This is a genomic window from Halovibrio salipaludis (assembly GCF_002286965.1).
Taxonomy (GTDB): Bacteria; Pseudomonadota; Gammaproteobacteria; order Pseudomonadales; family Oleiphilaceae; genus Halospina; species Halospina salipaludis.
The window spans coordinates 1-24,189 of the sequence record NZ_NSKD01000012.1 but is presented as its reverse complement, the minus strand read 5'-3'; the positions used below and the strand labels follow the sequence as shown (position 1 = coordinate 24,189).

General features: G+C 65.0%; 24 protein-coding genes. 13 read left to right on the top strand and 11 right to left on the bottom strand.

What is annotated here, in order from left to right; genetic code table 11:
- Entirely contained in the window at nucleotides 1-2,172 is a 2,172-nt protein-coding gene (locus CK501_RS15815) for an AsmA family protein (RefSeq protein WP_095618710.1), read from the bottom strand.
- A gap of 157 nt (nucleotides 2,173-2,329) precedes the next feature.
- Between CK501_RS15815 and CK501_RS15810 the strand changes: the two genes are divergently transcribed.
- The 5 genes from CK501_RS15810 to hisF all read left to right on the top strand — a co-directional run bounded on the left by CK501_RS15810 (nucleotide 2,330) and on the right by hisF (nucleotide 5,608).
- The gene (locus CK501_RS15810; RefSeq protein WP_095618709.1) at nucleotides 2,330-2,800 is read left to right on the top strand and encodes an SRPBCC family protein; all 471 of its coding nucleotides are present in this window, start codon (nucleotides 2,330-2,332) and stop codon (nucleotides 2,798-2,800) included.
- 64 nt (nucleotides 2,801-2,864) lie between these two features.
- A complete protein-coding gene (gene hisB, locus CK501_RS15805; protein WP_095618708.1) occupies nucleotides 2,865-3,458 on the top strand; it encodes an imidazoleglycerol-phosphate dehydratase HisB in 594 nt (197 codons plus the stop codon).
- A gap of 1 nt (nucleotide 3,459) precedes the next feature.
- Nucleotides 3,460-4,101, top strand: a complete 642-nt coding sequence (gene hisH / locus CK501_RS15800) for an imidazole glycerol phosphate synthase subunit HisH (protein WP_095618707.1) — start codon at nucleotides 3,460-3,462, stop codon at nucleotides 4,099-4,101.
- Nucleotides 4,101-4,841, top strand: coding sequence for a 1-(5-phosphoribosyl)-5-[(5-phosphoribosylamino)methylideneamino]imidazole-4-carboxamide isomerase (gene hisA, locus CK501_RS15795; protein ID WP_095618706.1), 741 nt, complete (start codon nucleotides 4,101-4,103; stop codon nucleotides 4,839-4,841). Before hisH ends, hisA begins: the two co-directional genes overlap by 1 nt.
- Nucleotides 4,838-5,608 (top strand): imidazole glycerol phosphate synthase subunit HisF, encoded by a 771-nt coding sequence (gene hisF / locus CK501_RS15790; protein WP_095618705.1) that lies wholly within the window; start codon nucleotides 4,838-4,840, stop codon nucleotides 5,606-5,608. Before hisA ends, hisF begins: the two co-directional genes overlap by 4 nt.
- A 75-nt stretch (nucleotides 5,609-5,683) precedes the next feature.
- On the opposite strand, the gene CK501_RS15785 is transcribed toward hisF, so the two are convergent.
- From CK501_RS15785 to gpmI, 4 genes are read right to left on the bottom strand one after another with little or no spacing between them, the layout of a single operon-like run.
- Nucleotides 5,684-6,481, bottom strand: coding sequence for a divergent polysaccharide deacetylase family protein (locus CK501_RS15785; protein ID WP_095618704.1), 798 nt, complete (start codon nucleotides 6,479-6,481; stop codon nucleotides 5,684-5,686).
- 7 nt (nucleotides 6,482-6,488) lie between these two features.
- On the bottom strand, nucleotides 6,489-7,922 hold the full coding sequence (locus CK501_RS15780; RefSeq protein ID WP_095618703.1) for a S41 family peptidase: 1,434 nt from the start codon (nucleotides 7,920-7,922) through the stop codon (nucleotides 6,489-6,491).
- 23 nt (nucleotides 7,923-7,945) lie between these two features.
- Entirely contained in the window at nucleotides 7,946-9,076 is a 1,131-nt protein-coding gene (locus CK501_RS15775) for a murein hydrolase activator EnvC family protein (RefSeq protein ID WP_095618702.1), read from the bottom strand.
- 1 nt (nucleotide 9,077) lies between these two features.
- Entirely contained in the window at nucleotides 9,078-10,628 is a 1,551-nt protein-coding gene (gpmI, locus tag CK501_RS15770) for a 2,3-bisphosphoglycerate-independent phosphoglycerate mutase (RefSeq protein WP_095618701.1), read from the bottom strand.
- Between the two features lie 153 nt (nucleotides 10,629-10,781).
- On the opposite strand from gpmI, the gene CK501_RS15765 reads away from it, so the two are divergent.
- Nucleotides 10,782-11,201: a rhodanese-like domain-containing protein gene (locus CK501_RS15765; RefSeq protein WP_198949563.1), complete on the top strand. Its 420-nt coding sequence runs from the start codon at nucleotides 10,782-10,784 to the stop codon at nucleotides 11,199-11,201.
- Between the two features lie 68 nt (nucleotides 11,202-11,269).
- Entirely contained in the window at nucleotides 11,270-11,782 is a 513-nt protein-coding gene (secB, locus tag CK501_RS15760) for a protein-export chaperone SecB (protein WP_095618700.1), read from the top strand.
- 7 nt (nucleotides 11,783-11,789) lie between these two features.
- Here secB and CK501_RS15755 read toward each other — a convergent pair whose 3' ends face one another.
- The 3 genes from CK501_RS15755 to CK501_RS15745 all read right to left on the bottom strand — a co-directional run bounded on the left by CK501_RS15755 (nucleotide 11,790) and on the right by CK501_RS15745 (nucleotide 13,861).
- Complete coding sequence (locus tag CK501_RS15755) at nucleotides 11,790-12,305, bottom strand: hypothetical protein (RefSeq protein WP_143421466.1); 516 nt, start codon at nucleotides 12,303-12,305, stop codon at nucleotides 11,790-11,792.
- A gap of 25 nt (nucleotides 12,306-12,330) precedes the next feature.
- Complete coding sequence (locus tag CK501_RS15750) at nucleotides 12,331-13,011, bottom strand: DUF3047 domain-containing protein (protein ID WP_095618698.1); 681 nt, start codon at nucleotides 13,009-13,011, stop codon at nucleotides 12,331-12,333.
- Nucleotides 13,012-13,099: 88 nt separating this feature from the next.
- The gene (locus CK501_RS15745; protein WP_095618697.1) at nucleotides 13,100-13,861 is read right to left on the bottom strand and encodes an ElyC/SanA/YdcF family protein; all 762 of its coding nucleotides are present in this window, start codon (nucleotides 13,859-13,861) and stop codon (nucleotides 13,100-13,102) included.
- A gap of 73 nt (nucleotides 13,862-13,934) precedes the next feature.
- Here CK501_RS15745 and CK501_RS15740 point away from each other — a divergent pair, with 73 nt between their 5' ends.
- Nucleotides 13,935-15,125, top strand: a complete 1,191-nt coding sequence (locus CK501_RS15740; RefSeq protein WP_095618696.1) for a DUF418 domain-containing protein — start codon at nucleotides 13,935-13,937, stop codon at nucleotides 15,123-15,125.
- 6 nt (nucleotides 15,126-15,131) lie between these two features.
- On the opposite strand, the gene CK501_RS15735 is transcribed toward CK501_RS15740, so the two are convergent.
- Both CK501_RS15735 and cysC read right to left on the bottom strand, forming a co-directional pair.
- The gene (locus tag CK501_RS15735; RefSeq protein ID WP_095618695.1) at nucleotides 15,132-16,904 is read right to left on the bottom strand and encodes an SLC13 family permease; all 1,773 of its coding nucleotides are present in this window, start codon (nucleotides 16,902-16,904) and stop codon (nucleotides 15,132-15,134) included.
- Nucleotides 16,905-16,909: 5 nt separating this feature from the next.
- A complete protein-coding gene (gene cysC / locus CK501_RS15730; protein WP_233128928.1) occupies nucleotides 16,910-17,572 on the bottom strand; it encodes an adenylyl-sulfate kinase in 663 nt (220 codons plus the stop codon).
- A 96-nt stretch (nucleotides 17,573-17,668) separates the two neighbouring features.
- On the opposite strand from cysC, the gene CK501_RS15725 reads away from it, so the two are divergent.
- From CK501_RS15725 to CK501_RS15710, 4 genes are read left to right on the top strand one after another with little or no spacing between them, the layout of a single operon-like run.
- Nucleotides 17,669-18,847: an acetyl-CoA C-acetyltransferase gene (locus CK501_RS15725; protein ID WP_095618693.1), complete on the top strand. Its 1,179-nt coding sequence runs from the start codon at nucleotides 17,669-17,671 to the stop codon at nucleotides 18,845-18,847.
- Nucleotides 18,848-19,318: a tRNA (uridine(34)/cytosine(34)/5-carboxymethylaminomethyluridine(34)-2'-O)-methyltransferase TrmL gene (gene trmL / locus CK501_RS15720; RefSeq protein WP_095618692.1), complete on the top strand. Its 471-nt coding sequence runs from the start codon at nucleotides 18,848-18,850 to the stop codon at nucleotides 19,316-19,318.
- Entirely contained in the window at nucleotides 19,318-20,427 is a 1,110-nt protein-coding gene (locus CK501_RS15715; protein WP_095618691.1) for a multifunctional CCA tRNA nucleotidyl transferase/2'3'-cyclic phosphodiesterase/2'nucleotidase/phosphatase, read from the top strand. Before trmL ends, CK501_RS15715 begins: the two co-directional genes overlap by 1 nt.
- Nucleotides 20,420-21,172 carry a pteridine reductase gene (locus tag CK501_RS15710; RefSeq protein WP_095618690.1) on the top strand — a complete coding sequence of 251 codons (753 nt, stop codon included), beginning with the start codon at nucleotides 20,420-20,422 and terminating at the stop codon, nucleotides 21,170-21,172. Before CK501_RS15715 ends, CK501_RS15710 begins: the two co-directional genes overlap by 8 nt.
- 10 nt (nucleotides 21,173-21,182) lie before the next feature.
- On the opposite strand, the gene rfaH is transcribed toward CK501_RS15710, so the two are convergent.
- Nucleotides 21,183-21,665, bottom strand: coding sequence for a transcription/translation regulatory transformer protein RfaH (gene rfaH / locus CK501_RS15705; RefSeq protein ID WP_077529355.1), 483 nt, complete (start codon nucleotides 21,663-21,665; stop codon nucleotides 21,183-21,185).
- Between the two features lie 164 nt (nucleotides 21,666-21,829).
- On the opposite strand from rfaH, the gene CK501_RS15700 reads away from it, so the two are divergent.
- On the top strand, nucleotides 21,830-24,189 hold a 2,360-nt coding region (locus tag CK501_RS15700; protein WP_143421465.1), incomplete at its 3' end, for an acyl-CoA dehydrogenase.

Below are 24,189 nucleotides of genomic sequence, written 5' to 3'. Positions count from 1 at the left end.
TCAGTTGAACAGGTTCCGGATGCGGTCCCGTGTCTTCTCGTCCACACGTTCCTTGACCTCTTCCTCGACGCGTTCGCGTGCCTTCTGCTCGGCCTCGTCCTTCTTGCGGTCGACTTCCTGGCGGGCCATGGACTTGAGCACATCGCCAAAGCGGCTGCCGTCAAAACCGCAGAGCCCGGCGGGGTCATCCCCGAAGCCGCCCTGGCAGCGCACCGGGATAATCACGTTCTGGATGCGTTCGTTCACGCGGCAGGCGTTGTCCCGGTGGACTTCGCCCACGACACGCAGGCCCACGCGGTAGTCGAGCATGGATTCGATCAGGTTCACCACGCCGTCGCCCTCCAGCCGCAGGCCGGCGAGATCGGCGGTCAGGTTCTCATTTTCCAGAACGCCGTTGTTGATGGTGAAGTTGCCGCTCATGTCGTTGAAGGGGGTACTGTCACCCCAGTCCTCAACGCTCAGTGACTCACCGTGCACCCGGCTGATGCCCTGGCATGCCATGCGCGTCATGTTGACGTTCTCGATCGCGCCTTCCTCGATCCGGAAGTCGGCCTTGCCGTTCGAGTTCTCCAGCAGGGCGTTGATGCTGTTACCCCGGGAGGTGCCGCTGGCATTCAGGTTCATGCCGCCGGAAAGCAGGTCCATCTCCGCCAGGTCCATCAGCAGTGGCTGGGACTGTACGCCGGAGAGCTGTTTGTTGAACTGCCATTTCGGGTTGTCGGTGCGGGCATCCAGTGATGCCGTCATGTTGAACCCACCGTCATAGAGCCTGGCGCTGAGCTCATCCAGTGACAGGCGGCCTTCCTTGCCGGTGATCGTCACGAGTAGGTCGGTCAGGGTCAGGTTGCTGGCGATGAGTTCGCCAAGGCCAAGCTGGATATCCAGATTGAGGCCACGCAGGGTCTCCAGCGGCAAGAGTTCCGAATCACGGGCGCCCGCTGGCTGGCTCCCGGCATCAGCTTCTGCTGTGTACTCCTCGCTGTCTTCTGCTTTCGGCGGCAGGTAGCGGTCCAGGTTGAAGCGGTTGCCCTGGAGGTCGACCAGGATCGCCTGGTTCTCCAGTCCGTACCCGAGCTGGCCCTTGAACTCGGTTTCATCCAGCTGGAGGCGGGTCTCCTGGAGCCGGACCATGCCTTCGCGGGTGGCCAGGGTGGTCTCGAAAGCAGCCTGGGAGAGCACGTCATCATCCCGTGTCTCAATGGCCGGCTGGCCAAGCTGCTCCAGGAGTGTGGCGGGTGAGAATTCGGCCACTTTCAGGTCGCCACTGACATCCGGTTGGGCATTGAATCCCTGGATGTTCAGGTTGGAGGTCACCTCCAGATTCTCCAGGCTGGCCATAAGCCCGCTGACGCTGGCGGTTTCCGCGTCCAGGTCCGCGCTGGCCGAGCCGCTCAGTCCCGCACTCACGGTTTCCCCGTTGAAGGGAGCACCGGTAAGGGTGAAGTCGCCGTCGAGTCCGCTCATCGAGAACTGTTTCAGGTTCTGTGCGGCATTGAGCTGCATGGCCAGGGTGCCGTCCACATCCAGTTCCGGCTCATTGAGCGAGACACTGAACCCCAGTTCCAGCGGGAAGTCCTGCCCCAGGGCAATGTCACTGGCCTCAAGGCTGGCATTGCTGAGCTGGAAGGACTGGCCGGACTGACGGTTCTCGAAGTTCACCTGCGCATTGCTGATCCGGACTTGCTGCACATTGAAGCTGATCAGCTCGCTGCCGGACTCATCGGTCAGGGTCTGTTCCGTTTCTGCGGCGCTTTCATCGGTGGGTGCCGCTTCGCCCTCTGGTTTCTCGGGCATGATGCGGGTCCAGTTGCCGGTGCCGTCCTCATTCATCATGAGGTTGGCGCGGAAGCCGTCCAGCTGGAAGGTGTGGACCGCGGGCGCCATGGTGATCAGCGACCACAGGTCCACGCTGGCCACCAGCTCATCCAGCGCCACGAATTCCTCGCCCTCCAGCGACGCCTGCACATCCGCCACGGAAAGCCCCAGGGGAATGAAGGACCACCGGATGTCACCGTTGAGTCTGAGTTCCAGGTTGGTGTTGTCCGCGGCGGCCTGTTCGATGTGGCCTTTATAGTCGTTCGGGTCGATGACCATCATGGCCGTACCCACGGCAGCGACAAGCAGGATGACCAGTGCGACAATGGCGATGAGTGCGATGCGGAGGGCTTTCATTCTGCGTTCCCTGACAGTGGCTTCAGTAACTCAAGATAACGCATGGCCGGAGCTTGAGGAACCACTCCGTCATCTTCTGTCTTGACCGGGCGCGGGGAATTGGAGAAGGTGCGCGCAGTTTAAACAATGCTTCATGAACAACAACAGGAACGGAACCATGTCCATTACGGTAGCCATTGAGATCCAGCGCGAGTTCACGCTGGACGGCGATTACGATTCGGTGTTTGAACTGCTGGCCGATGTACCGCGTTCGGTGTCCTATTTCCCGAAGGTCCATGAACTGACGGATCTGGGCGACAACACCTACCGCTGGGAAATGGAAAAGGTCGGGGTGGATAAGTACAGCATCCAGACGGTCTATGCCTGCCGTTATGAGTCGGATCGTGACCGGGGCGTGATTGAGTGGACGCCGGTGCGTGGTGAGGGCAACGGTCTGGTGGGTGGCCGCTGGGACCTGCGGGACGCCGGCGACGGCCAGACCGCGCTCGCCTTCCAGACTGAAGCCGAGCTGACGCTGCCGCTCCCCAGAGTCATGAAGATGGCCGTCTCACCGGTGGTCAAGCACGAGTTCAACGGCTTCGTGGATACCTACATCGACAACCTCAAGAGTGCGTTCCGCGACGCCTGAGGCACTGAAAGGCGGGGCGGTTTCGGGCTATAATGGCGGTTTTGGACGCCTGCGGATGAACGACATGGCTGATCGGACGGCGCGCGTGGAGCGCGATACCCTCGAAACAAAGATCTCGGTAAGTCTGAACCTGGACGGCACCGGGCAGGCGGACTTCGACACCGGAGTGCCTTTTCTCGAGCACATGATGGAGCAGATCGCCCGGCACGGGCTGATTGATCTCAATGTGCAGGCAAGCGGCGATCTTGAGATCGATGATCACCACACAGTCGAGGACATCGGCATCACGCTGGGGCAGGCCCTGGCGAAAGCGGTGGGCGACAAGAAGGGCATCAACCGTTACGGCCACGCCTACGTGCCGCTGGACGAGGCCCTGTCGCGGGTGGTTCTGGACCTCTCTGGTCGCCCGGGGCTGACCATGGAGGTGCCTTTCACCCGTTCCCACGTGGGCCGCTTTGATGTGGATCTGTTCGAGGAGTTCTTCCGTGGCTTCGTGAACCACGCCATGGTGACCCTGCACATCGATAACCTGCGGGGCAGCAACAGCCACCACCAGATCGAGACCGTGTTCAAGGCCTTCGGCCGTGCCCTGCGCATGGCGGTGGAGGAAGACGAGCGTGCCGCCGGGGCCATGCCCTCGACCAAGGGGTCGCTCTGAGATGCAGGAAGTCGCGATCATCGACTATGGCATGGGCAACCTGCACTCGGTGGGCAAGGCCATTGAGCGGGTGGCGCCGGAAGTGCGGGTCTCGGTCACGGACCAGTACGAGCGCGTGCGCGCGGCGGACCGGGTGATCCTGCCGGGCGTCGGGGCCATGCGTGACTGCATGGCCGAGATCCGTCGCCTGGGCGTGGACGACTGGGTGCGTGAGGCGGTGGAGCAGAAACCACTGCTCGGCATCTGCGTGGGCATGCAGGCGCTGATGGCCACCAGCGAGGAGAACGAGGGGACGGAGGGGATCGGCATGCTGCCGGCCAGTGTCCGTTTCTTCGGCCATGATCTGCGCGAGGACGGGCAGCGCCTGAAGGTGCCCCACATGGGCTGGAACCAGGTGTTCCAGGCGGCTGCTCCAGCGCTGTGGCGGAACATTGAGGATGGCAGCCGCTTCTACTTTGTCCACAGCTATTACGTGGAGGCCGAGGGCAACGCCAACCTCGCTGGCCGCTGCCATTATGGCGTCGACCTGGCGGCCGCGGTGGCCGCACCCAACCTGTTCGCGGTGCAGTTCCACCCGGAAAAGAGCCACGATGCCGGCCTCCAGCTTCTTCGCAACTTCATTGACTGGGACGGTTCTCTGTAATGCTGATCATACCCGCGATCGACCTCAAGGACGGTGAATGCGTCCGGCTGCGCCAGGGGCGCATGGAGGACTCCACGGTCTTCTCCCGGGACCCGGTGGAGGTCGCCGGCCGCTGGGTGGAAGCCGGTGCCCGCCGCCTGCACCTGGTGGACCTTAACGGCGCCTTTGAAGGCAAGCCGGTCAACGATGAAATCATCCGGGCCATCGTGCGTGAATACCCGGGCCTGCCGATCCAGATCGGCGGCGGCATCCGCTCGCGCGAGGTGGTCGAGGCCTACCTGGATGCGGGCGTGCAGTGGGTCATCATCGGCACCCAGGCCGTGCGCGACCCGGATTTCGTGACGGCCATGTGCCACGCCCACCCGGGCCACATCATTGTGGGCCTGGACGCCCGCGAGGGCATGGTGGCCACCGAGGGCTGGGCGGAGACCTCCAGCGTGGAGGCCACGAGCCTGGCCCAGCGCTTCGCCAACGACGGCGTGGACGCCATTGTCTACACCGACATTGCCCGCGACGGCATGATGGAAGGCGTGAACGTGGACGCCACCCGGCGGCTTGCGGAATCCACCTCCATCCCGGTGATCGCCTCCGGTGGTGTCTCCAGCATGGTGGACGTGCGGGCCCTGGCCCAGGTGGCGCATTCCGGCATCACCGGCGCCATTACCGGCCGCGCCATCTATGAGGGCACGCTGGACCTGGCCGAGGCCCAGCGCTACTGCGATTCGGTGGCCTCGTCATGAGCCTGGCACGCCGCATCATTCCCTGTCTGGACGTGGACAAGGGCCGCGTCGTGAAGGGGGTGAATTTTGTCGAGATCCGCGACGCCGGGGACCCGGTCGAGATCGCCCGGCGCTACAACGAGGCCGGCGCCGACGAGATCACTTTCCTGGATATCACCGCCAGTCACGAGAGCCGGGACACCACCTACGAGACCGTCGAGCGCATGGCCGGCGAGGTGTTCATTCCGCTGACCGTGGGCGGTGGCGTTCGCCATGTGGGCCACATCCGCAACCTGCTCAATGCCGGGGCGGACAAGGTCAGCATCAACACCGCCGCCGTGCACAACCCCGAATTCGTGCGCGAGGCCGCCGAGCGCTTCGGCTCCCAGTGCATTGTGGTGGCCATTGACGCCAAGCGGGTCAGTGGCGAGGGCGAGGAGCCACGCTACGAGATCTTCACCCATGGCGGCCGTAACGCCACGGGGCTGGACGCGGTGGAGTGGGCCAGGCGGATGGCCGAGTACGGCGCTGGCGAGATCCTTCTGACCAGCATGGACCGGGACGGTACCAAGAGTGGCTTTGACCTTGGCCTGACCCGCGCCATCAGTGATGCGGTATCCGTACCGGTGATTGCCTCAGGCGGGGTGGGGAACCTGCAGCATCTGGTGGACGGCGTGCTGGAAGGGGGCGCTGATGCGGTCCTGGCCGCCTCCATCTTCCACTTCGGTGAGTACACCATCGCCGAGGCGAAGGAGTACATGCGCGATCACGGCATTGTCATGCGTTAAAGCCCCTCTGGCGCTGAATTCTGCGCTCCGTGCGCCTTGAGCTTCAGCGCCGGAAGGGCTTTAACCTGCCACTGGTTACTCCTGCTTCTGTACCAGTCGTGGGTCTGCCAGGTCGGGGAGCAGGGGCTGGTTTTCGTGGCGCATGGACCACAGCCGGCTCACTGTGGCAATGGCATAGCCGTGCCTGTCCAGCTCTGGCAGCACCGCCTCCAGGTAATCCAGTGTTTCCTCATACGGGTGGGCGATCCCGATGGCCGTCCCATTCTCCCGTGCCTTCCTGAGCAGCAGCCGGAACTGCTGGTGGATGCTGGCGTGATCCCGTTTGTTGTCCAGGAAGACATCCCGGCTCATGACGGGGACATTCTTTGACAGCGCGGTGGTTGCCGCCACTGTCGCCGCCGTAGTGCGGCTGTCGATGAACAGCAGACCGCGCCCCGCCAGTTCGTCCATCACCCAGTCCATGGGTTCCTCCACCTGGGTGAGCAGGCTGCCCATATGATTGTTGACGCCGGTGGCGCCGGGCACCGAGGCCAGTGCGCTGCGTAGCGTGGTCTGGACTTCCCGACGGGACATGTCAGCCGCCAGCCCGCCCGGGCCAAGGCCGATGCGGGCCTCATTGGCCATGGGGGCGTGGAGTATGACCTCCTTGCCATCGTCGGCCGCGGCTCTGGCCTGTTCCCGGGTATAGGGGCGGTGTGGCAGGAAGGCCAGCGTCAGGGGCTGGTCCATCTCGAGAAGGCGTGCGCCGGCCTCCTGATCGAGGCCCAGGTCATCGATGATGATGGCAATGGTCGGGGGCGGGCCCTGGCCGGCTGCACTGCCGGGGCCCAGAAGCACCAGCAGGCTGAGTGCGAGGCCGAGCGTGAGGCGCATGGCTGTGTCACTCCGCCTCGCCATTGTCCCCCTCGGACGCCGTCTCCGGGACCCTGCCCTGCTCCGGGGTGAGGATCCGCATACCCTTGAGCAGGTTCAGTGCCGAGCGCAGCTGGTAGTCCTTGCGCTTTGCCTCTTCTTCCTTGTCATCGCTGCTGGCGTCCTCTGATTCCCCGGTCTGGCCGTTCTCAAGGTGGCCGGGCAGGTCCGCCTCGCTGAACCGGCGGGCGGCTTCCACATCACGCAGTTCCGCCGGCCGCACTTCGATGTCCGGCTCAATGCCCTTGGCCTGGATGGAGCGCCCATCCGGGGTGTAGTAGCGTGCGGTGGTGAGCTTGATGCCGTGGTTGTCGCCCAGCGGCATGACCGTCTGAACCGAGCCCTTACCGAAGGACTTGGTACCCATGATCACCGCGCGGCGCTGGTCCTGGAGCGCGCCGGCCAGGATTTCCGAGGCCGAGGCCGATCCGGAATTGATCAGGGCCACAATGGGTACATTTTCGGCAATGCCGCCGGCGCTGGCCTCAAAGCTCAGCTGGCTGCTCTCGATCCGGCCCTTGGTGTACACGATCCGCCCCTCATCGATCAGGGAGTCCGCCACATCCACGGCAGCCTCAAGCACACCGCCGGGGTTGTTCCGCAGATCCAGCACGATCCCGTCCAGTTCATCCCCATGGCTGCTCACAAGGTCTTCATAGGCGGCCTTGAATTCCTCTCCGGTGTTCTGCTGGAACTGGCTGATGCGGATATAGCCGTAGCCGGGTTCAAGCATGCTTGAGCGGACACTGTCCACCTCAATGATGGCCCTCTCGATGGTCACCTCAATGGGGCTGCTTTCGCCGTCACGGCCGATGCTCAGAGTGATCTCGGAGCCCGGCTCGCCACGCATCTCCTTGACCGCCTCCTCCAGGCTCATGCCTTTAACCGGCGTGCCGTCGATCTCGATGATCAGGTCCCCTGCCTGGATGCCGGCTTCCTGCGCGGGGGTGCCATCGATCGGGGAGATGACCCTGACAAAGCCATCCTCCATGCCAACCTCGATGCCGAGCCCTCCGAACTCTCCGGAGGTGCTCTCCTCCAGCTGGGAGAAGGCCTCGGGTTTCAGGTAGGCGGAGTGGGGATCAAGCCCCGAAAGCATGCCGTCGATGGCCTTGTTCAGGAGTTCCTTGTCGCTGACCTCCTCAACGTAGCCGCGTTTGATGCGCTCAAACACCTCGGTGAACTTGCGCAGCTCATCCAGCGGAAGCTGTTTCTCCGGATCCGCAAGCTGGACTTCCAGCTCGCTGGTCTGACCGTTCACGGGGGGTTCTTTATCGATGTTCCGGGTCGGGGTGTCGTCATCGCCCTCCATGGGCTCGGCCGCGACGCCAGGGAGGGCGGTCAGCGTCAGCACCAGGCTGAGGGCGATAGTGGTGACGGGGTTCCGGGAGCTGTGTCGCATGGGCGCTGCGTTCCTGTTCAGTGCTATTCGAGCCAGGCTTCGGGATTCTCCGGCTGGCCGTTATGACGTATCTCAAAGTAAAGACCGGATCGGGAACGCCCGCCACTGTTACCGGTGCGGGCGATGGTCTCGCCGGCCTGGACCCATTCGCCGGCCGAATGGCTCAGGGTATCGTTGTTTCCGTACAGGCTCATGAAGCCGTCGCCATGATCTATGATGATCATGAGCCCGAACCCGCGCAACCAGTTGGCAAAGACGACGCGACCGTAGTGCACGGCTGTCACGGGCGTGCCCTTGTCCGCACGGATGCGGATGCCATTGGCCTGCATGCCACTGTCACCGACCGCATTCCCGAAGTGGTTGCTGACGGTTCCTTCCAATGGCCATGGCAGTCTAGCACGCAGTTCGGAAAATGGCCGGATGTCTTCGGGGGCTTCAATGCTGGAGATGGACGCTGCCATTTCCTCCAGGAGCTCCTCAAGCCGCTCACGGTCCTGGCGCAGGGAGGCCAGCCGGCTTTCGCGCTCACTGATGCGCTGGCGCAGTTCCGCGAGGCGCTGTTCACGCTCGCTGCGGCGCTGCTGGAGCTCATCGCGCTGCTCCCGGGCCTGATCGCGCTTTGAGGCCAGCTGCTCGCGTGTTGCCTCTGTTTCCCGGCGGTTACGCTCAAGGGCCTCCATGGTATCCGCCAGGTCCGCCAGCTGCTGGCGGGTGTGATTGCCGAGGCGCTGGTGCCATTCCAGCAGGCGGGCGGCCTCGCCGGGGTCCTGCTGTGAGAGGAACAGCCGCAGGGCGGCCTGGTCTCCCTGGCGCCAGGCGGAACGGACGACTTCCCTGAGGGTTTCCCGGCCGCGTTCGGCTTCGGCTTCCAGCTCCCGGTTGCGCTGTTCCAGTTGCGCGAGCTCATCATCCAGCCCGCCGATGTCCGAGTTGAGCTCGTTGAGGCGTTGCTGGCTGCGCGCCACGGCTTCTTCGGCCTCCCGCAGACGGGTCAGGTGGGCGTCCTCGTTGGCGCGGGCATCCTCGAGCCAGTGGGATACGGACTCGATGGCTTCCTTTACCTCATCAAGGCGCTCGCGGGCAGCCTGCTCATCCTCCTGTGCCGGAGCCGCGAACGCCGTCCCGAGCAGCATCGCCAGAACGACGCGGCGCATCTCAGGCCCCGGGCTGGATCAGCGTCTGGCCGGTCATCTCCGCGGGCTGCTGCTGGTCCAGAAGGCTCAGCAGTGACGGGGCGATGTCGCAGAGCGCGCCCCCATCCCGGAGGCTGAGCTTCCGGTCGCCTACGTACACCAGCGGGACCGGCAGGGTGGTATGGGCGGTGTGCGCCTGGCCGGTTTGCGGATCGCGCATCTGTTCGCAGTTGCCGTGGTCGGCGGTCACCAGGGCCTGGCCGCCATTGGCCTTCAGGGCTTCCAGTACTCGCCCGACGCTTTCATCCACCGCCTCGGCGGCCTTGCTTGCCGCCTCAATACTGCCGGTGTGCCCGACCATGTCGCCGTTGGCGTAGTTGCAGATCACCAGGTCGTACTGGCCACTGTTGATGGCCTCGACCAGCTTGTCCGTGACTTCCGGGGCACTCATTTCCGGCTGCATGTCATAGGTGGCCACCTTGGGGGAGGGCACCAGAATGCGGTCCTCCCCAGGGAAGGGTTCTTCCCGGCCGCCGTTGAAGAAGAAGGTGACGTGGGCGTACTTTTCCGTCTCCGCGATGCGCAGCTGCTTCAGGCCCTGGTTGCTGGCGTATTCGCCCAGCATGTTGGGCAGGGACTCGGGCGGGTAGGCGCAGCTGGTGTCCAGGTTGGCCTCGTATTCCGTGAGCATCACGAAGTCGGAAAGGCGCGGTTCGCTGCGGCGGGCGAAGCCGGTGAATTCCTGGTCCACGAAGGCGTGCGCCAGCTGGCGGGCGCGGTCGGCACGGAAGTTCATGAACAGCACCGCGTCGCCATCATCAATGGTGACCGGCGCTTCGCCTTCCGCCGCGATGACGCTGGCGGCCACGAACTCGTCGTCCTCGCCGCGTTCATAGGCGGCGTCCAGCGCGGCCACGGCGGAGTCACAACGGTGCTCGGCCTCGCCCAGGGTCAGCAGGTTGTAGGCCTTTTCGATGCGGTCCCAGTTGTTGTCCCGGTCCATGGCGAAATAGCGGCCGATGACCGAGGCCACGCGGCCGACGCCCGCCTCCTGCAGCAGGCGGTCCGCCTTTTCCAGGGATTCGCGGGCGCTGCGCGGGGGTGTGTCACGGCCGTCCAGGAAGGCATGGATATAGACGTAGCGCGCGCCCTGTGCCATGGCCATGCGGCAGGCGGCGAACAGGTGCTCTTCGTGGCTGTGCACGCCGCCGGGCGAGAGCAGGCCGATCACGTGAACGGCACCGTCGGCGGCGATGGCGCTGCGGATGGCGCCGCCGAGCACCGGGTTCTCCGCCAGGGTGCCGTTCTCGATGTCACGGCTGATGCGGGTCAGGCTCTGGTAGACGACGCGGCCGGCGCCCAGGTTCATATGGCCGACCTCGGAGTTGCCCATCTGGCCTTCGGGCAGGCCCACCGCCAGGCCGCTGGTGTTGAGCAGCGTGCGCGGGCATTCCGCCCAGAGCCGGTCCCAGACCGGGGTATGGGCAAGACTGACGGCGTTGTCGTCGGTGGGCTCACGCTGGCCCCAGCCGTCCATGATGATGAGCGCGGTTGTCTGAGGTCTGTCACTCATGTGTTCGGGTTCCGGGTTGCCTCGAAAGGGCCTGATTCTAACCTGATTACGGGTGCCCCGGCCATTGGCGCACCTGTCGTCGCTGCCGGGCCCTGTGTATAATCGCCGCTGAACGAACAGGGCCGCGTGGCCCGGACACAGGTGTGGCGCAGAATGATCCAACAGCTATTTGAGTTTGTCGTCAATCACTGGATGCTGGTCAGTGCCTTCTTTGTGCTGCTGCTGGCGCTTTTCTGGGTGGAGAGCAGCCGCGCCGGGCGCAAGGTGGCACCCCAGGAAGCGGTTCTCATGCTCAACCGTGACGAGGCCGTCGTGGTCGATGTCCGTGAAAAGAAAGAGTTTTCCGAGGGTCACATCCGTGGTGCCGAGCACATTCCCATGGCGAAACTTAAGGAAAGTGGGAACCAGCTCCGGAAACACCAGGACAAACTGATTATCCTCGTGGACAAGGCGGGCCAGCATTCCGGCATGGCCGTGAAGGAGGTTCCCAACCGTGAGGAGCTCCAGCTGGCACGGCTGACCGGTGGCATGATGGAGTGGCGCAACGCCAATCTCCCGGTCACCACCAAGTGAGAATGCGCCGGTGACGCGGCGGGCCGGGGTTGCCGGCCCGTGCAGTAACAATAGACAGGAATAACGCAATGGCCGAGAACAACGACACACAGGCTGGCGCCGCGGGCGGCCAGCAGGGCGACGAGAACCAGCCGCAGTTCGCGCTGCAGCGCGTCTACATCAAGGACAGCTCCTTCGAGGCGCCCAACACGCCGACCATCTTCCAGGAGCAGTGGAAGCCCGAGGTCACCATGGACCTCAATACCAGCCATACCGCACTGGGAGAAGGCCAGTACGAGGTGGTGCTGCAGCTGACGCTGACGGCGAAGATCGGTGAGAAGACCGCCTACATTGTGGAAGTGCAGCAGGCGGGCATCTTCGTGGTGCGCAATTTCGACGAGAACCGCCAGGGCCAGATGCTGGGCGCCTACTGCCCCAACGTGCTCTTCCCCTACGCCCGGGAATCCGTGGATACGCTGGTGACCAAGGGCAGCTTTCCGCCCCTGATGCTGGCGCCGGTCAACTTCGATGCCATCTACCAGCAGGCGCTGGAACGCCGCCGCCAGGAACAGGCCGGCGAGGCGGAGCAGCAGAACCACTGACCGCCGCTCAGCGGCAGAGCCCGTCCTCCAGCCCACGACGGCAGTAGTGGCGGGCTTCCACCCTCTCGACTTCCCAGCATCCGGCGGTTTCCGTCAGCCGGAGGCGGTGGTCGACACCCGCCACGGCATCATCCCGGAACCCCCAGCGCTGCAGCAGGCCTGTCACGCTGCCGTCCGCTTCCTGGCGGGTGCGCATATCAATTGTCAGCCGCTCACTGCGGTCCGCTCCGATCAGGTCCCGGGATTCCGCCCAGCTTTCCACGGCACTCCGGGCATCATCGCAGGCCTCCAGGGATTCCTGGGGCGTGAGCTCTGGGATGTGGCGCCAGTCCGAGAGACCGGGTTCATAACCGTTGTCGCTGGCCTGCTCGCGATAGTCAGCCCACTCCGGCTGTGCATAGAACTCACTGCCGCCGCCGGGGAATGAGGCTTCATCGGAGCAGCCGGTGAGGGCGAGAAGGGCGATGGCGAGAGCGCAAAGCCGCAGCATGGAAGGGGTTCTTTTACCATTGGATGATGTCATGAACCGCATCATGCCCGAATGTGACTCAGTCCGCAAAACGCTCGTCCGAGCTCTTCAGGCGGATCCGCCCATACCAGGCGCGGGTGCTGCCGCCGTGGTTGTCGCAGTCGGTCATGATGGCAAGGGCCGTGAGCTCTTCCGGCACCTCGCCGTGGTGGCGCCTGAAGTCGGCCCGCAGGTCCCGGGTGACGGTCTGCCATTGGGCGCCATCCTCGGGCGGTCCCGAGTTCACCGCCACCATCCGGGCGCGGGACTGGAAGGGATTCTGCCAGCTGCTGCCTTCCGGCTCCCCGCTGGCCCAGACGTAGTTGAGGGCCCGCGTTTTCCAGCGCAGCCAGGTGGGTTCGTGGACGGCGTAGATGCGGGCGGGGAAGTCGTCGCCTTCCTGACTCTGCTCGTTGATATCGCTGTAGACGGAGTCCACCCGCCAGCGCCATTCAATGATGGGCGTTTCGCTGAGATCAATGGGTTCCTCCAGGTACAGCCCCGATGCGGAGTCGCCGTTGCAGGTGGCGCGGACGGCCCTGCGGCCATCAACGGTGACCAGTTCGTAATCCGTTTCGCCGGTGAAGCTGTGATGCTCCCACCTGGCGATGGCTTCTGCCGGGAAAACACGCTCGGCCTGGCCTGGGACGCTCAGGGCACCCAGGCCCAGGGCGACCAAAGCCGCGGGAAGCCGGGACGACGTCTCACGCCAACGGCCCATTCTAGTCCTGGGGCCGCTGCCTATGGGGCTGATCGGATAGGAGCCGCCCTGGCTCCACAAAGGCTTCCTCGCATCTAGGTATGGCATGTCAGATATGACCCCCCATCCAGGCCCAGGCAATGCCGAGGTACTCGTGGATCGCGCGCTCGCTCATCTCCAGGGCACCTGCCGAGGGTAACCAGAAAGCGGGATCGGACTTCAGCGCGGTGCCTGCGGCGCGCCGGGCCGTTGGTGCGGGAATGGGGTTCAGGCCTGCCTTGCGGTTGAGCATCATGGCCCGGGGCATGTGCGAGGCTGAGGTGACCAGCAGGAAGGGCGCCTCACCCACGGCCTCCCGCATGAACTCGGCCTCCTGGCGGGTGTTCAGTGGGTTGGGGTGGATACGCAGGCGCTCCGGGTCCGCGCCCATCTCGACCGCCGCGCGACTCATGACCGTGGCACTGGGGGCATCCCCGAAGACACTGCCGCCGGAGAGGATCAGGGTGCTTTCCGGAAGGGCGTTCTGAAGCCGCAGCCCTTCCGCAAGGCGGAGGCTGGCGACGCCGCTGAGGCGGGTCGTGGGCGGAGCATCCGCGTCCTCCGAGGCACTGGAACCCAGAACCAGGATCCAGCGGACATTGGTGAAGGCCTGCGGCTGGGTGATGGGCTCATAACGGGACTCCAGGGGCAGGATCAGCCAGCGGGCCAGTGGTTCAACAGAGAATACCAGGAACAGGATTCCGGCCATGCAGGCCGCCGTAACGGCCAGCCGGGTCCGTTTAAGGAGGCGCAGGCCCCAGGCCGCCAGCAGGATGAGACCAACCAGGGGCAGGGGGCTGAGCAGGGCGGCGATGATTTTGGTGAGCAGCATGCAGGAAGGGTACCCGATACTGTCCTGGGCGGGAAATATTTGACAGTGGGTGCGCGCACATCAGAATTGGGGCATGTCTCAACGCCCGGAACGCCTAGCCAGCCTCGATGTACTGCGTGGATTCGCCATACTGGGCATCCTCGTGATCAACGTCCGGGCCTTTGCCGAAGTCTCCACCGCCCAGCTGAACCCCGGGGTGATGGGCGGCTTCGAGGGGGTGGAATTCTGGGTCTGGTTTGTTTCCCATCTGCTGTTCGAGTACAGCTTCATGCCGCTGCTGGCCGCGCTTTTCGGGGCGGGGCTGGTGATCCAGGGGGAGCGGCTCGGCGCTGAAGGGGGGAAGGTGGACCGGGTTCTGCGGCGACGTATGGGGGCGCTGGCTCTCATCGGGCTGGGGCACCTGGTCTTCATCTGGTACGGCGACATCCTGCTGCTGTACGCCGTGGTGGGGCTGGTCGCCGCGCGCTTCCGGCATCTGCCGCCGACACGTCTGCTGGGCTGGGCGCTGCTGTTCTATCTGGTGCCTTTCGGGTTCGCCCTCTTGATGACCGGCCTCCTCAACTGGCTCCCCGCGGGGGAGTATGAGTCCTTCAGGCAACAGTTCTGGAGTGCGGATTCCGCGCTCGTCCAGCAGGAGATCCAGGCCTATCGTGGTGGCTGGCTTGCCCAGTTCGAGCACCGGCTCATGGTGCTGTTCGAGAGCTGGCCGAGCATGCTGCTGACCGAGTCGGGCTGGCGTGTGCTGGCGCTCATGCTGGTGGGCATGGCGCTTTACCGGGGTGGATTCTTTTCCGGTCACTGGCCGGAGTCGCCCTACCGGCGGCTGGCGCTGCTGGGGTTCGGTATCGGTATTCCCCTGTGCCAGTGGGGTGTGCTCTACAACATGAGCCACGAGTGGCGCATGGCGGAGTCACTCTACGCCGGCCGCCAGTTCAATATCTGGGGCGGCCCGCTGGTGGCGCTGGGTTGGGGCTCCCTGGTGATGCTGGCGCTTCAGCGTGGCCTTTTCAGCGGACTTCTGGAGCGCCTGAGGGCCCTGGGCAAACTGGCGCTCAGTGCCTATCTGCTGTGTTCGGTGCTGGGCACGGCGTTCTTCTACACCGGCGAACGTTTTGAGGCCACGCCCCGGCTGGTGCAGCTGCAGTTCATTCTGGCGGTCTGGCTTATGCTGCTGGTGGTCGCGCCCCTCTGGCTGCGGCGCTGGCGGACCGGCCTCGCCGAATGGCTGTGGCGGCGCTTTGCCTACGGGGAGGAGCGGGGGTAAAGGCCGTTACCCCTGGAAGCTCCAGATCTGCGGAATCAGCGTGATGGCGGTGGCGGCCACCAGCAGACTCAGCGGAATCCCCATGCGCATGTAGTCCGTGAACCGGTAGCGACCGGGGCCGTAGACCATGAGGTTGGTCTGGTAGCCCAGAGGGGTGATGAAGCTGGCGCTGGCGGCGAACATCACCGCGATGGCGAAGGGCAGGAAGTTCACCCCGAGCTGCTCGGAGATCGCCAGGGCGATGGGGAACATGAGTACGGCGGCGGCATTGTTGGTGATGACCTCGGTGAACAGGGCGGTCAGCAGATAGATGATGGCCAGGGCCATCCAGGGTGAGATATCACTGTTGCCAAGCAGGCTGCCGGCCACCCACTGGGCCGCGCCGGTCTGGTCCATGGCGTTGCCCAGCGCAAAGGACGAGGCGATGATCACCAGCACCGGCAGGTCCAGGCTGCGCCGCGCACGGGAGGCACTGGTGCAGCCGAACAGGATCATGGCACCGCCGGCGAGGAAGGCGGCCTCCATGATGCTGAGCAGGCCGCTGGCACTGAAGGCCACCATGCCGGCAAGGATGCCCAGGGCTGCCGGCGCACGGCTGAAGTCAGGCGGTGTGGAGTCGTTGAGGGCGCTGACCAGCAGGAAGTCGCGGCGGAAGCGGTACTGTTCCACGAACTCGTGGCTGGCTTCCAGCAACAGGGTGTCGCCCATGCGCAGGCGGATATCGCCCAGCTTGCCGTTGACCCGCTTGCCCTCGCGCGAGACCGAGAGGATGGCGGCGTTGAAGCGGGAACGGAAGCGGCTCTCTCGCACTGTCTGCCCGAGCCCGGCGAATTCCTGGCCGAGGACGACTTCCACCAGGCAGCGCTGATGGTTGGCCAGTTCCAGCTTCTGGACATTGGCGTTGGCCGGTATCAGCCCCTGGATGCGCCGCAGCTCACTGGCGCACTCCGGAGCCCCCACGAAATAGAGCCGGTCTCCGCCCCGAAGGTCCCGGTCCGGTTCCACCGGTGAGATCAGGTGACCGTCACGTTCGATCTCCGTCAGGTAGCCGTAGTTCAGGGCGCGCAGGCCGGCCTCGGCAACGGTCCTGCCGGTGAGGGGGCCCTTTTCGTCCACCTCCACCTCCACACCGTATTCGCGTACGGCGTCCAGGTCCTCGGTGACGCCGCCGCGGTCCGGCAGCATACGGTTGGCGAACAGGACCAGGAAGGTGCCACCGATCAGCAGCAGTGGCACCCCCACCCAGGCCAGTTCAAAAAGACCCAGCTGGATGTCGAGGCGCGATTGCAGCAGGCCGTCCACCACCAGGTTGGTGCTGGTGCCGATGAGCGTGCAGGTACCCCCCAGAATGGCGGCGTAGCTCAGGGGGAGCAGCAGCCGGGAGGCCGGAATGCCCAGCCGCTGGGCCCAGTCCTGGACCGCCGGGATGAACATGGCCACCACGGCGGTGTTGTTCATGAAGGCGCTCATCAGGCCGGTCGGCGCCACCAGCCGAGCCTGGGCGCGCCAGGTGCCCTTGGGGTGACCGAGCAGGTGGCGGGCCAGCCACTGGATGGCGCCGGTTTCCTTGAGTCCGGCGGCGACCACGTAGAGGGTGGCGATGGTGATCACCCCCGGGTTCGAGAAGCCTGCCAGTGCTTCCGCCGGGGACAGGATGCCCAGGATCAGCATGACGGCCATTGCCGTCATCAGCACCAGGTCGGCGGAGAGCCGGGTGAAGATCAGGGTCCCCAGAACCGTGACCAGTGTGGCCAGGGTGAACGCCGCTTCCCAGTCCATGACGGTCAGGCATCACCCCCGGGTTTGAGCAGGTCGCGTTCCTTCAGGTAGCAGAGCAGGTTCTCCACGCAGGCATCGACGCTCAGGTTGGAGGTGTCCAGTGTGATCTCCGGGTGCGCCGGCGCTTCATAGGGGGAGTCGATCCCGGTGAAGTCATGGATCTCGCCGCTGCGCGCCTTGCGGTACAGGCCCTTGGGGTCGCGTTCCTCGCAGGTGGCCAGCGGCGTGTCCATGAAGACCTCGATGAACTCACCGGCGGGGAACATGTTGCGCACCAGTCGCCGGTCGCTGGCGAAGGGGGAAATGAAGGCACTGAGCACGATCAGCCCGGCATCCGCGAACAGCTTGCTGACCTCGCCGATGCGGCGGATGTTCTCCACCCGGTCCTCATTGGAGAAGCCCAGATCCCGGTTCAGGCCATGGCGGACGTTGTCACCGTCCAGCAGGAAGGTGTGGTAGCCCTCATGGTAGAGCGCGACGTCCAGCGCGTTGGCAATGGTGGACTTGCCGGACCCCGAGAGGCCGGTGAACCACAGCAGACATGGATGCTGGTGCTTGATGCTGGCGCGCTCGGTACGCGAGATCTTGTGGTCGTGCCAGACAATGTGGTCGCTCACGTTGGATCCTTCCTCAACAGCTGCTGGAAATCGAAAGGTGTTTATTCTCATCCAGTCACTAGGACCGGTGCAATGCCGCATCTGGGTCGAAGCGGCCCGGCATCTGGTAAACTGGTCTGCAAAACAGGGAAACAGGAGCATTCAACCATGCGTGATGTTGTCATAGCCGCGGCCCGGCGTACCGCCGTGGGCACCTTCGGCGGCGGTCTCGCCGGCCAGAGCGCGGCCCAGCTCGGCGCTACCGTCATCCGTCAGCTGCTTAGCGAGACCGGCATCACCTCGAGCCAGGTGGACGAGGTGATTCTCGGGCAGGTTCTGACCGCCGGCGTGGGCCAGAACCCGGCGCGCCAGGCGGCGATCGGCGGTGGGCTCACGGAGGCTGTGCCCGCCATGACCATCAACAAGGTCTGCGGTTCCGGGCTCAAGTCCCTGCACCTGGCCACCCAGGCGATCCGGTGCGGCGACGCGGACCTGATCATTGCCGGCGGCCAGGAGAGCATGAGCCAGGCGCCCCACGTGCTGCCGAACAGCCGTAACGGCCAGAAGATGGGCCACTGGCAGCTGATCGACTCCATGATCCAGGACGGTCTCTGGGATGCCTTCAATGACTACCACATGGGCGTGACCGCCGAGAACATCGCCCGCGAATACAGCATCACCCGCCAGGAGCAGGACGAGTTTGCCGCCGCCTCCCAGCAGAAGGCCGAGGCCGCCATCAACGCCGGGCGCTTCAGTGATGAGATCGTTCCGGTGAGCATCCCCCAGCGCAAGGGCGACCCCAAGGTGGTGGATACCGATGAGAACCCCCGCCCGGGGGTGACCGCCGAGGGGCTTTCCGCTCTCAAGCCGGCGTTCCAGAAGGACGGTGGCGTGACCCCGGGCAATGCGTCGGCACTGAACGACGGTGCCGCCGCCGTGGTGGTCTGTTCCGCCGAAAAGGCCCAGGAGCTGGGCCTGGAGCCGCTGGCCACCATCCGGGGTTACGCCAATGCCGGCGTGGCGCCGGAGATCATGGGGACCGGGCCCATTCCGGCGACCCGCCGCGCACTGGAACGCGCGGGCTGGGGCATCGACCAGCTGGAGCTGGTGGAGGCCAATGAGGCGTTTGCCGCCCAGGCCATTGCCGTGAACCGGGATCTTGGCTGGGACAAGGAGCGTGTGAACGTTAACGGCGGCGCCATTGCTCTGGGCCATCCGATCGGCGCCTCCGGCTGCCGCATCCTGGTGACCCTGCTGCATGAGATGCGCCGGCGCGAGGCACAGCGGGGTCTGGCAACCCTGTGCATCGGCGGTGGTATGGGCGTGGCCCTGGCCGTTGAGCGCTGAATGCTCAATATCGCGCTTTACGAGCCGGAGATCCCGCCCAATACAGGCAACATCATGCGGCTGGCGGCCAGTACCGGCTGCCGGCTGCACCTGATCCGGCCCCTGGGGTTCCGGCTGGATGACCGGCGCATGAAACGGGCCGGGCTGGATTACCGGGAGTATGCCAGCGTGGAGGTCCACCCGGATTACAGCACGTTCCTGGAAGCGGGCCCGGTGCGTGAAGGGCGGCTTTTCGGGGTTTCCACAAAGGGCACGAGTGGCCATCACCAGGTGGCCTACCAGCCGGGGGATACCCTGATGTTCGGGCCCGAGACGCGCGGCCTTCCGGACGATGTGCTGGCCGGTCTGCCGCAGGGACAGGTGATGCGCCTGCCGATGGTGCCGGAGCGGCGCAGCCTGAATCTCTCCAACGCGGTGGCCGTGGTGGTCTATGAGGCCTGGCGGCAGCTCGGTTTTGAGGGAGGCATCTGATGCAGGTCTACGAAGTGGGCGGCGCGGTGCGCGACTGGCTTCTGGGCCAGGCAGTGAAGGACCGGGACTGGGTGGTGGTTGGCGCTACCCCGGAACAGATGCTGGCGGCCGGGTACAAGCAGGTGGGGGCGGACTTTCCCGTCTTCCTGCACCCCGAGACCCATGAGGAATACGCGCTGGCCCGAACCGAGCGCAAGAGCGGCCATGGCTACCACGGCTTTGAGGTGCACAGCGCACCGGACGTCACCCTCGAGGAAGACCTGAAGCGCCGGGATCTGACCGTCAACGCCATGGCTCGTGATGCGGAGGGGCATCTGGTGGATCCCTTCGGCGGTGAACGGGATCTTGCTGACCGGGTTCTGCGCCACGTCTCGCCGGCCTTTGCCGAGGACCCGCTGCGCATCCTGCGTACCGCCCGTTTCGCCGCGCGCCTCGCGCCCCTGGGGTTCGAGGTGGCGGAGGAGACCATGGCCCTGATGCGCTCCATGGTGGCGGAGGGTGAAGTCGACCACCTGGTTCCCGAACGCGTCTGGCAGGAAACACGGCGGGCCCTTCACGAGGCGCACCCCAGGGTCTTCTTTGAGGTGTTGGATGCCTGCGGCGCCCTGGCTGTGGTGATGCCGGAAATCGCCTCCCCGGAAGAGGTGCTGGAAAGGGGCCTGGCTTCCCTGGTGCGCGCGGTGGGCATCAGTGATGCCACCGAGGTGCGCTTTGGCGCCCTGGTCGCGCCGCTGGACGCGGACACCGCACAGGCTTTCAGTGAACGCTTGCGGGTGCCCAACAGCTGCCGGGACATTGCCGTGAGTTCGGCGGCGCTGCCCCGCTGGCCGAAACCATTGAGCGTGGACTGGGTGGAGAAGCTTCTGGAAAAGGCGGATGCCTGGCGGCGCCCGGAACGCTTCGAGCAGTTGCTGATGGTGATGGAGGCCTGTGGACTGGATGGACTGGCGGCGGATCGGGTGCGCGAAGCCCGTTCCGGGGCCGCGGCCGTGGATCCCAAGGCCCTGATGAAGGAAGGCTACCATGGCAGGGCGCTGGGTGAGGCCATTGCGGCCCGCCGGCGACAGGCGATTGAACAGGTGGTTGATGGAGGGGTGGACGATGAATGAGCACGGCGGAGTGGCCCTGGTGACAGGCTCGGCCAGGCGGCTGGGCGCGGCCACGGCAAGAGCCCTGCATGCCAGGGGATACCGGGTGGTGGTGCATTACCGCGGCCGGGCCCATGATGCGGAAGCGCTGGTGGCGGACCTGAATGCCGAGCGTGCCGGCTCCGCCGTGGCACTGCAGGCGGACTTGCGGGACCCGGACGCGGTGCACGCACTGGCGCGCGAGGCACGGGAATACTGGTCGCGGCTGGATGTGCTGGTGAACAATGCGTCCGAGTTCTTCCCCACCCCCGTGGGGGAGTTGAGCATGGAGCAGTGGGGGCGCCTGGTGGACACCAACCTGCGCGCCCCTGTATTGCTGGTTGAGGCGCTCGCGGAGGAACTCAGGCTGCAGCATGGCTGCATCATCAACCTGATCGACGTTCATGCTGAGCGCCCGCTGGCGGATCACCCGGTCTACTGTGCTACCAAGGCAGCCCTGGCATCGCTGACGCGCTCCTGGGCCAGGGACATGGCGCCGCTGGTGCGGGCCAATGGCGTGGCGCCGGGCGCCATCCTGTGGCCGGAAGGCGAGGGTGGCGGTGCCATGCCGGAAGAGGAACGGCAGGCGATCCTGAAGCAGGTTCCGCTGCACCGTACCGGCGAAGTGGATGACATTGCCGGCGCCGTTGCCTGGCTGGCCTGCGATGCGCCCTATGTAACCGGGCAGGTGCTGAATGTGGATGGCGGGCGCAGCGTGACCGCCTAGATAACCCGATCTAGCCCGGGCGCACCTGGTCCAGGTCCATGGACACACGGTGCTGCTTCTGCAGGAAATCGATCAGCACCATTGCGCGGGTTTCCCCGTCGTATTCCTGGAAGACGGCGTTCAGGCCCCGGAAGGGCCCTTCCAGAATCTCCAGCTTATCCCCCTTGTGGATGCCGCCGGCCTCGGCCGCGGATTCCAGTCCTTCCCGGATCCCCTCGATGACCTCGTCGGCAATGGGCGCCGGCCGGTTGCCAAAGCTCACAACCCGCACCACGCCACGAGTGGAGCGGAGTTTGTGCCAGACCGGGTCGGTCAGCTCCAGGTTGATGAACAGGTACCCCCGGAACAGGGGCTCCCGGCGCATCCGGCGCTTGCCCTGCTGGATGGTTTCCACGTCAATCTCGGGGAAGAAACACTCGATGCCCTGGTTCTCCAGGTTGGCCAGTGCGCGAGCCGCCTGCGCGGGTTTGTGCTGTAAGGCGTACCATGCCATGGGGAGAAATCCTTTCCTTTACTACTGTGGGGCCATTCTAGTGCGCAACACCCGGCGAGGTTAAGCAGGATGTTGATAAAAGTCCTTTTACAGGTGCCGGGATCGGCTTATGGTGGGTCTTATCCACCGCAAGGGTGCGGTATACGGATAAAAAGGAGGTGACCATGAGTGTTCTTTTACTGCTGCTTGCCGGGCTGGTTCTGCTCTATCTCGGGGCGAACTGGTGGCTCGGTACCATCGGGCTTGTCGTTGCCACGGGCATCGGCTTCTGGCTGGACAGCTGGCACTGGCTGAGTGTCTTCATCGGAACCGTGCTGCTCCTGGGCACGCTGGTGGTCATCATCCCATCACCTCTGCGGCGCAGCCTCATCAGCAGCCCCCTTCTGGGCATGGTCCGCGGCATGCTGCCCACGCTCTCCGACACGGAACAGCAGGCCCTCAACGCTGGCAGCGTGGACTGGGACGGTCAGCTGTTCTCCGGCCGGCCGGACTGGAACCACCTCCTGGAGCTGCCGCACCCGAAGCTGACTGAAGAAGAGCGGGCCTTCATCGACGGCCCCGTGGACGAGCTCTGCGCCATGCTGGACGACTGGTCCATCACCAATGAGCGCTACGACCTGCCGGAGGAAGCCTGGAAGTTCATCCGGGAGAAGGGCTTCTTCGGCCTGGTGATCGACAAGGAGCACGGCGGGCTCGGGTTCTCGAACACCGCGCATTCCGAGGTGGTCATGAAGATCGCCTCCAGGGGTGTCTCCGCGGCGGTCACCGTGATGGTCCCGAACTCCCTGGGCCCGGGGGAGCTGATCACCTATTACGGTACGGATGAGCAGAAGCAGTACTACCTGCCTCGCCTGGCGAAGGGCGACGAAGTGCCCTGTTTTGCCCTGACATCGCCCGTTGCGGGTTCGGATGCCGGCGCCATTCCGGACCGGGGCGTGATCTGCCGGGGCTACTGGAACGGCAAGGAAGTGCTCGGCATGAAGGTGACCTGGAACAAGCGCTATATCACGCTGGCGCCGGTGGCCACGCTGATCGGCCTGGCGATCAAGGTCTATGACCCGGACCACCTGCTGGGTGAGGAGCACGACCTGGGCGTGACCACGGTGATGGTGCCGGCGGACACCGAGGGTGTGAACCACGGCCCGCGCCACCTGCCCATGAACACCGTCTTCATGAATGGGCCGACCTGGGGCGAGGATGTGTTCATCCCGCTGGAGCAGGTCATTGGCGGGCGCGAGATGATCGGCCAGGGCTGGCGCATGCTGCTGGAGTGCCTGTCCATCGGGCGCTCCATCTCACTGCCGGCGCTCGGTACCAGCGGCGGCAAGATGGCCTGCCTGACCACCGGCTCCTACGCCTCCGTGCGTGAGCAGTTCGGCCGCTCCATCAGCGACTTCGAAGGGGTCCAGGAAGCGCTGGAGCCCATGGCCGGTTACACCTGGATGATGGACAGCGCCAGGCTCTTCACCTCGGGCATGCTGGATCGCGGCGTGAAGCCCTCGGTGCCGTCCGCGCTGCTCAAGTACCGCAACACGGATCTGATGCGCAAGGTCGTGACCAACGCCATGGACGTCGTGGCCGGGCGTGGCGTCATCAAGGGGCCGCGTAACTTCCTGGCCCGGATCTATCAGGCCATTCCCATCGCCATCACGGTCGAGGGGGCGAACATCCTGACCCGCAGCCTGATGGTCTTCGGCCAGGGCGCGATCCGCTGCCATCCCTACATCGTGCAGGAGATCGAAGCCGCGGGCATGGAGGATTCCGGCAAGGCGGTGCAGAAGTTCGACGGCGTCTTTTTCGCCCACATCGCCCATACCAGCCGGAACGTACTGCGCTCCCTGGTTCTGGGGCTGACCGGTGGCCTTGTGCAGCCAACACCCAGCGAGGGTGGGCTGCGGCGCTACTACCAGCAGCTGTCGCGGTTCGCATCCGCCTTCTCGGTGCTGACCGACGTGGGCCTGCTGACCCTCGGGGGCAGTCTCAAGGGGCGCCAGCGGTTCACCGGGCGCATGACGGATGCGCTGGTCGGGCTCTATTACGCCTCCGCCTCCATCAAGCAGTGGCATGAGGAGGGCTATAACGAGGAGATGCGGGATGTGGTCGAGTGGAGTCTGCAGCGCTCTCTCTACGATATCCAGACAGCGCTCTACGCGGCCGTGACCAACTTCCCGGTCAGGGCCCTGCGCTGGCCGCTGAAGGTGCTGGTATTCCCGCTGGGCGTGCGGCTGCGCCAGCCAGACGACGAGCTGGGGCAGCGTGTGGCGCTGAGCATCGTGAAGGAAGGCGGCGCCAAGGAGCGGATTCCGCGCGGTGTCTATCACACCGAGAATCCGGAAGACCCGGTCGGCCGCATCCTTCATGCCCTGCGCGTGGCCCGTGAGACCGAGCCGGCACGCAAGCGCATCAACGATGCCATCCGAAAGTCGGACCCGGACGAACTCCAGGACATTGAAATGCTGCTCGGTCACCAGCGAGAGGAGCTGCTTGACTGGGCCCAGGAGCGGGATCTGCTGGACGACTCCGA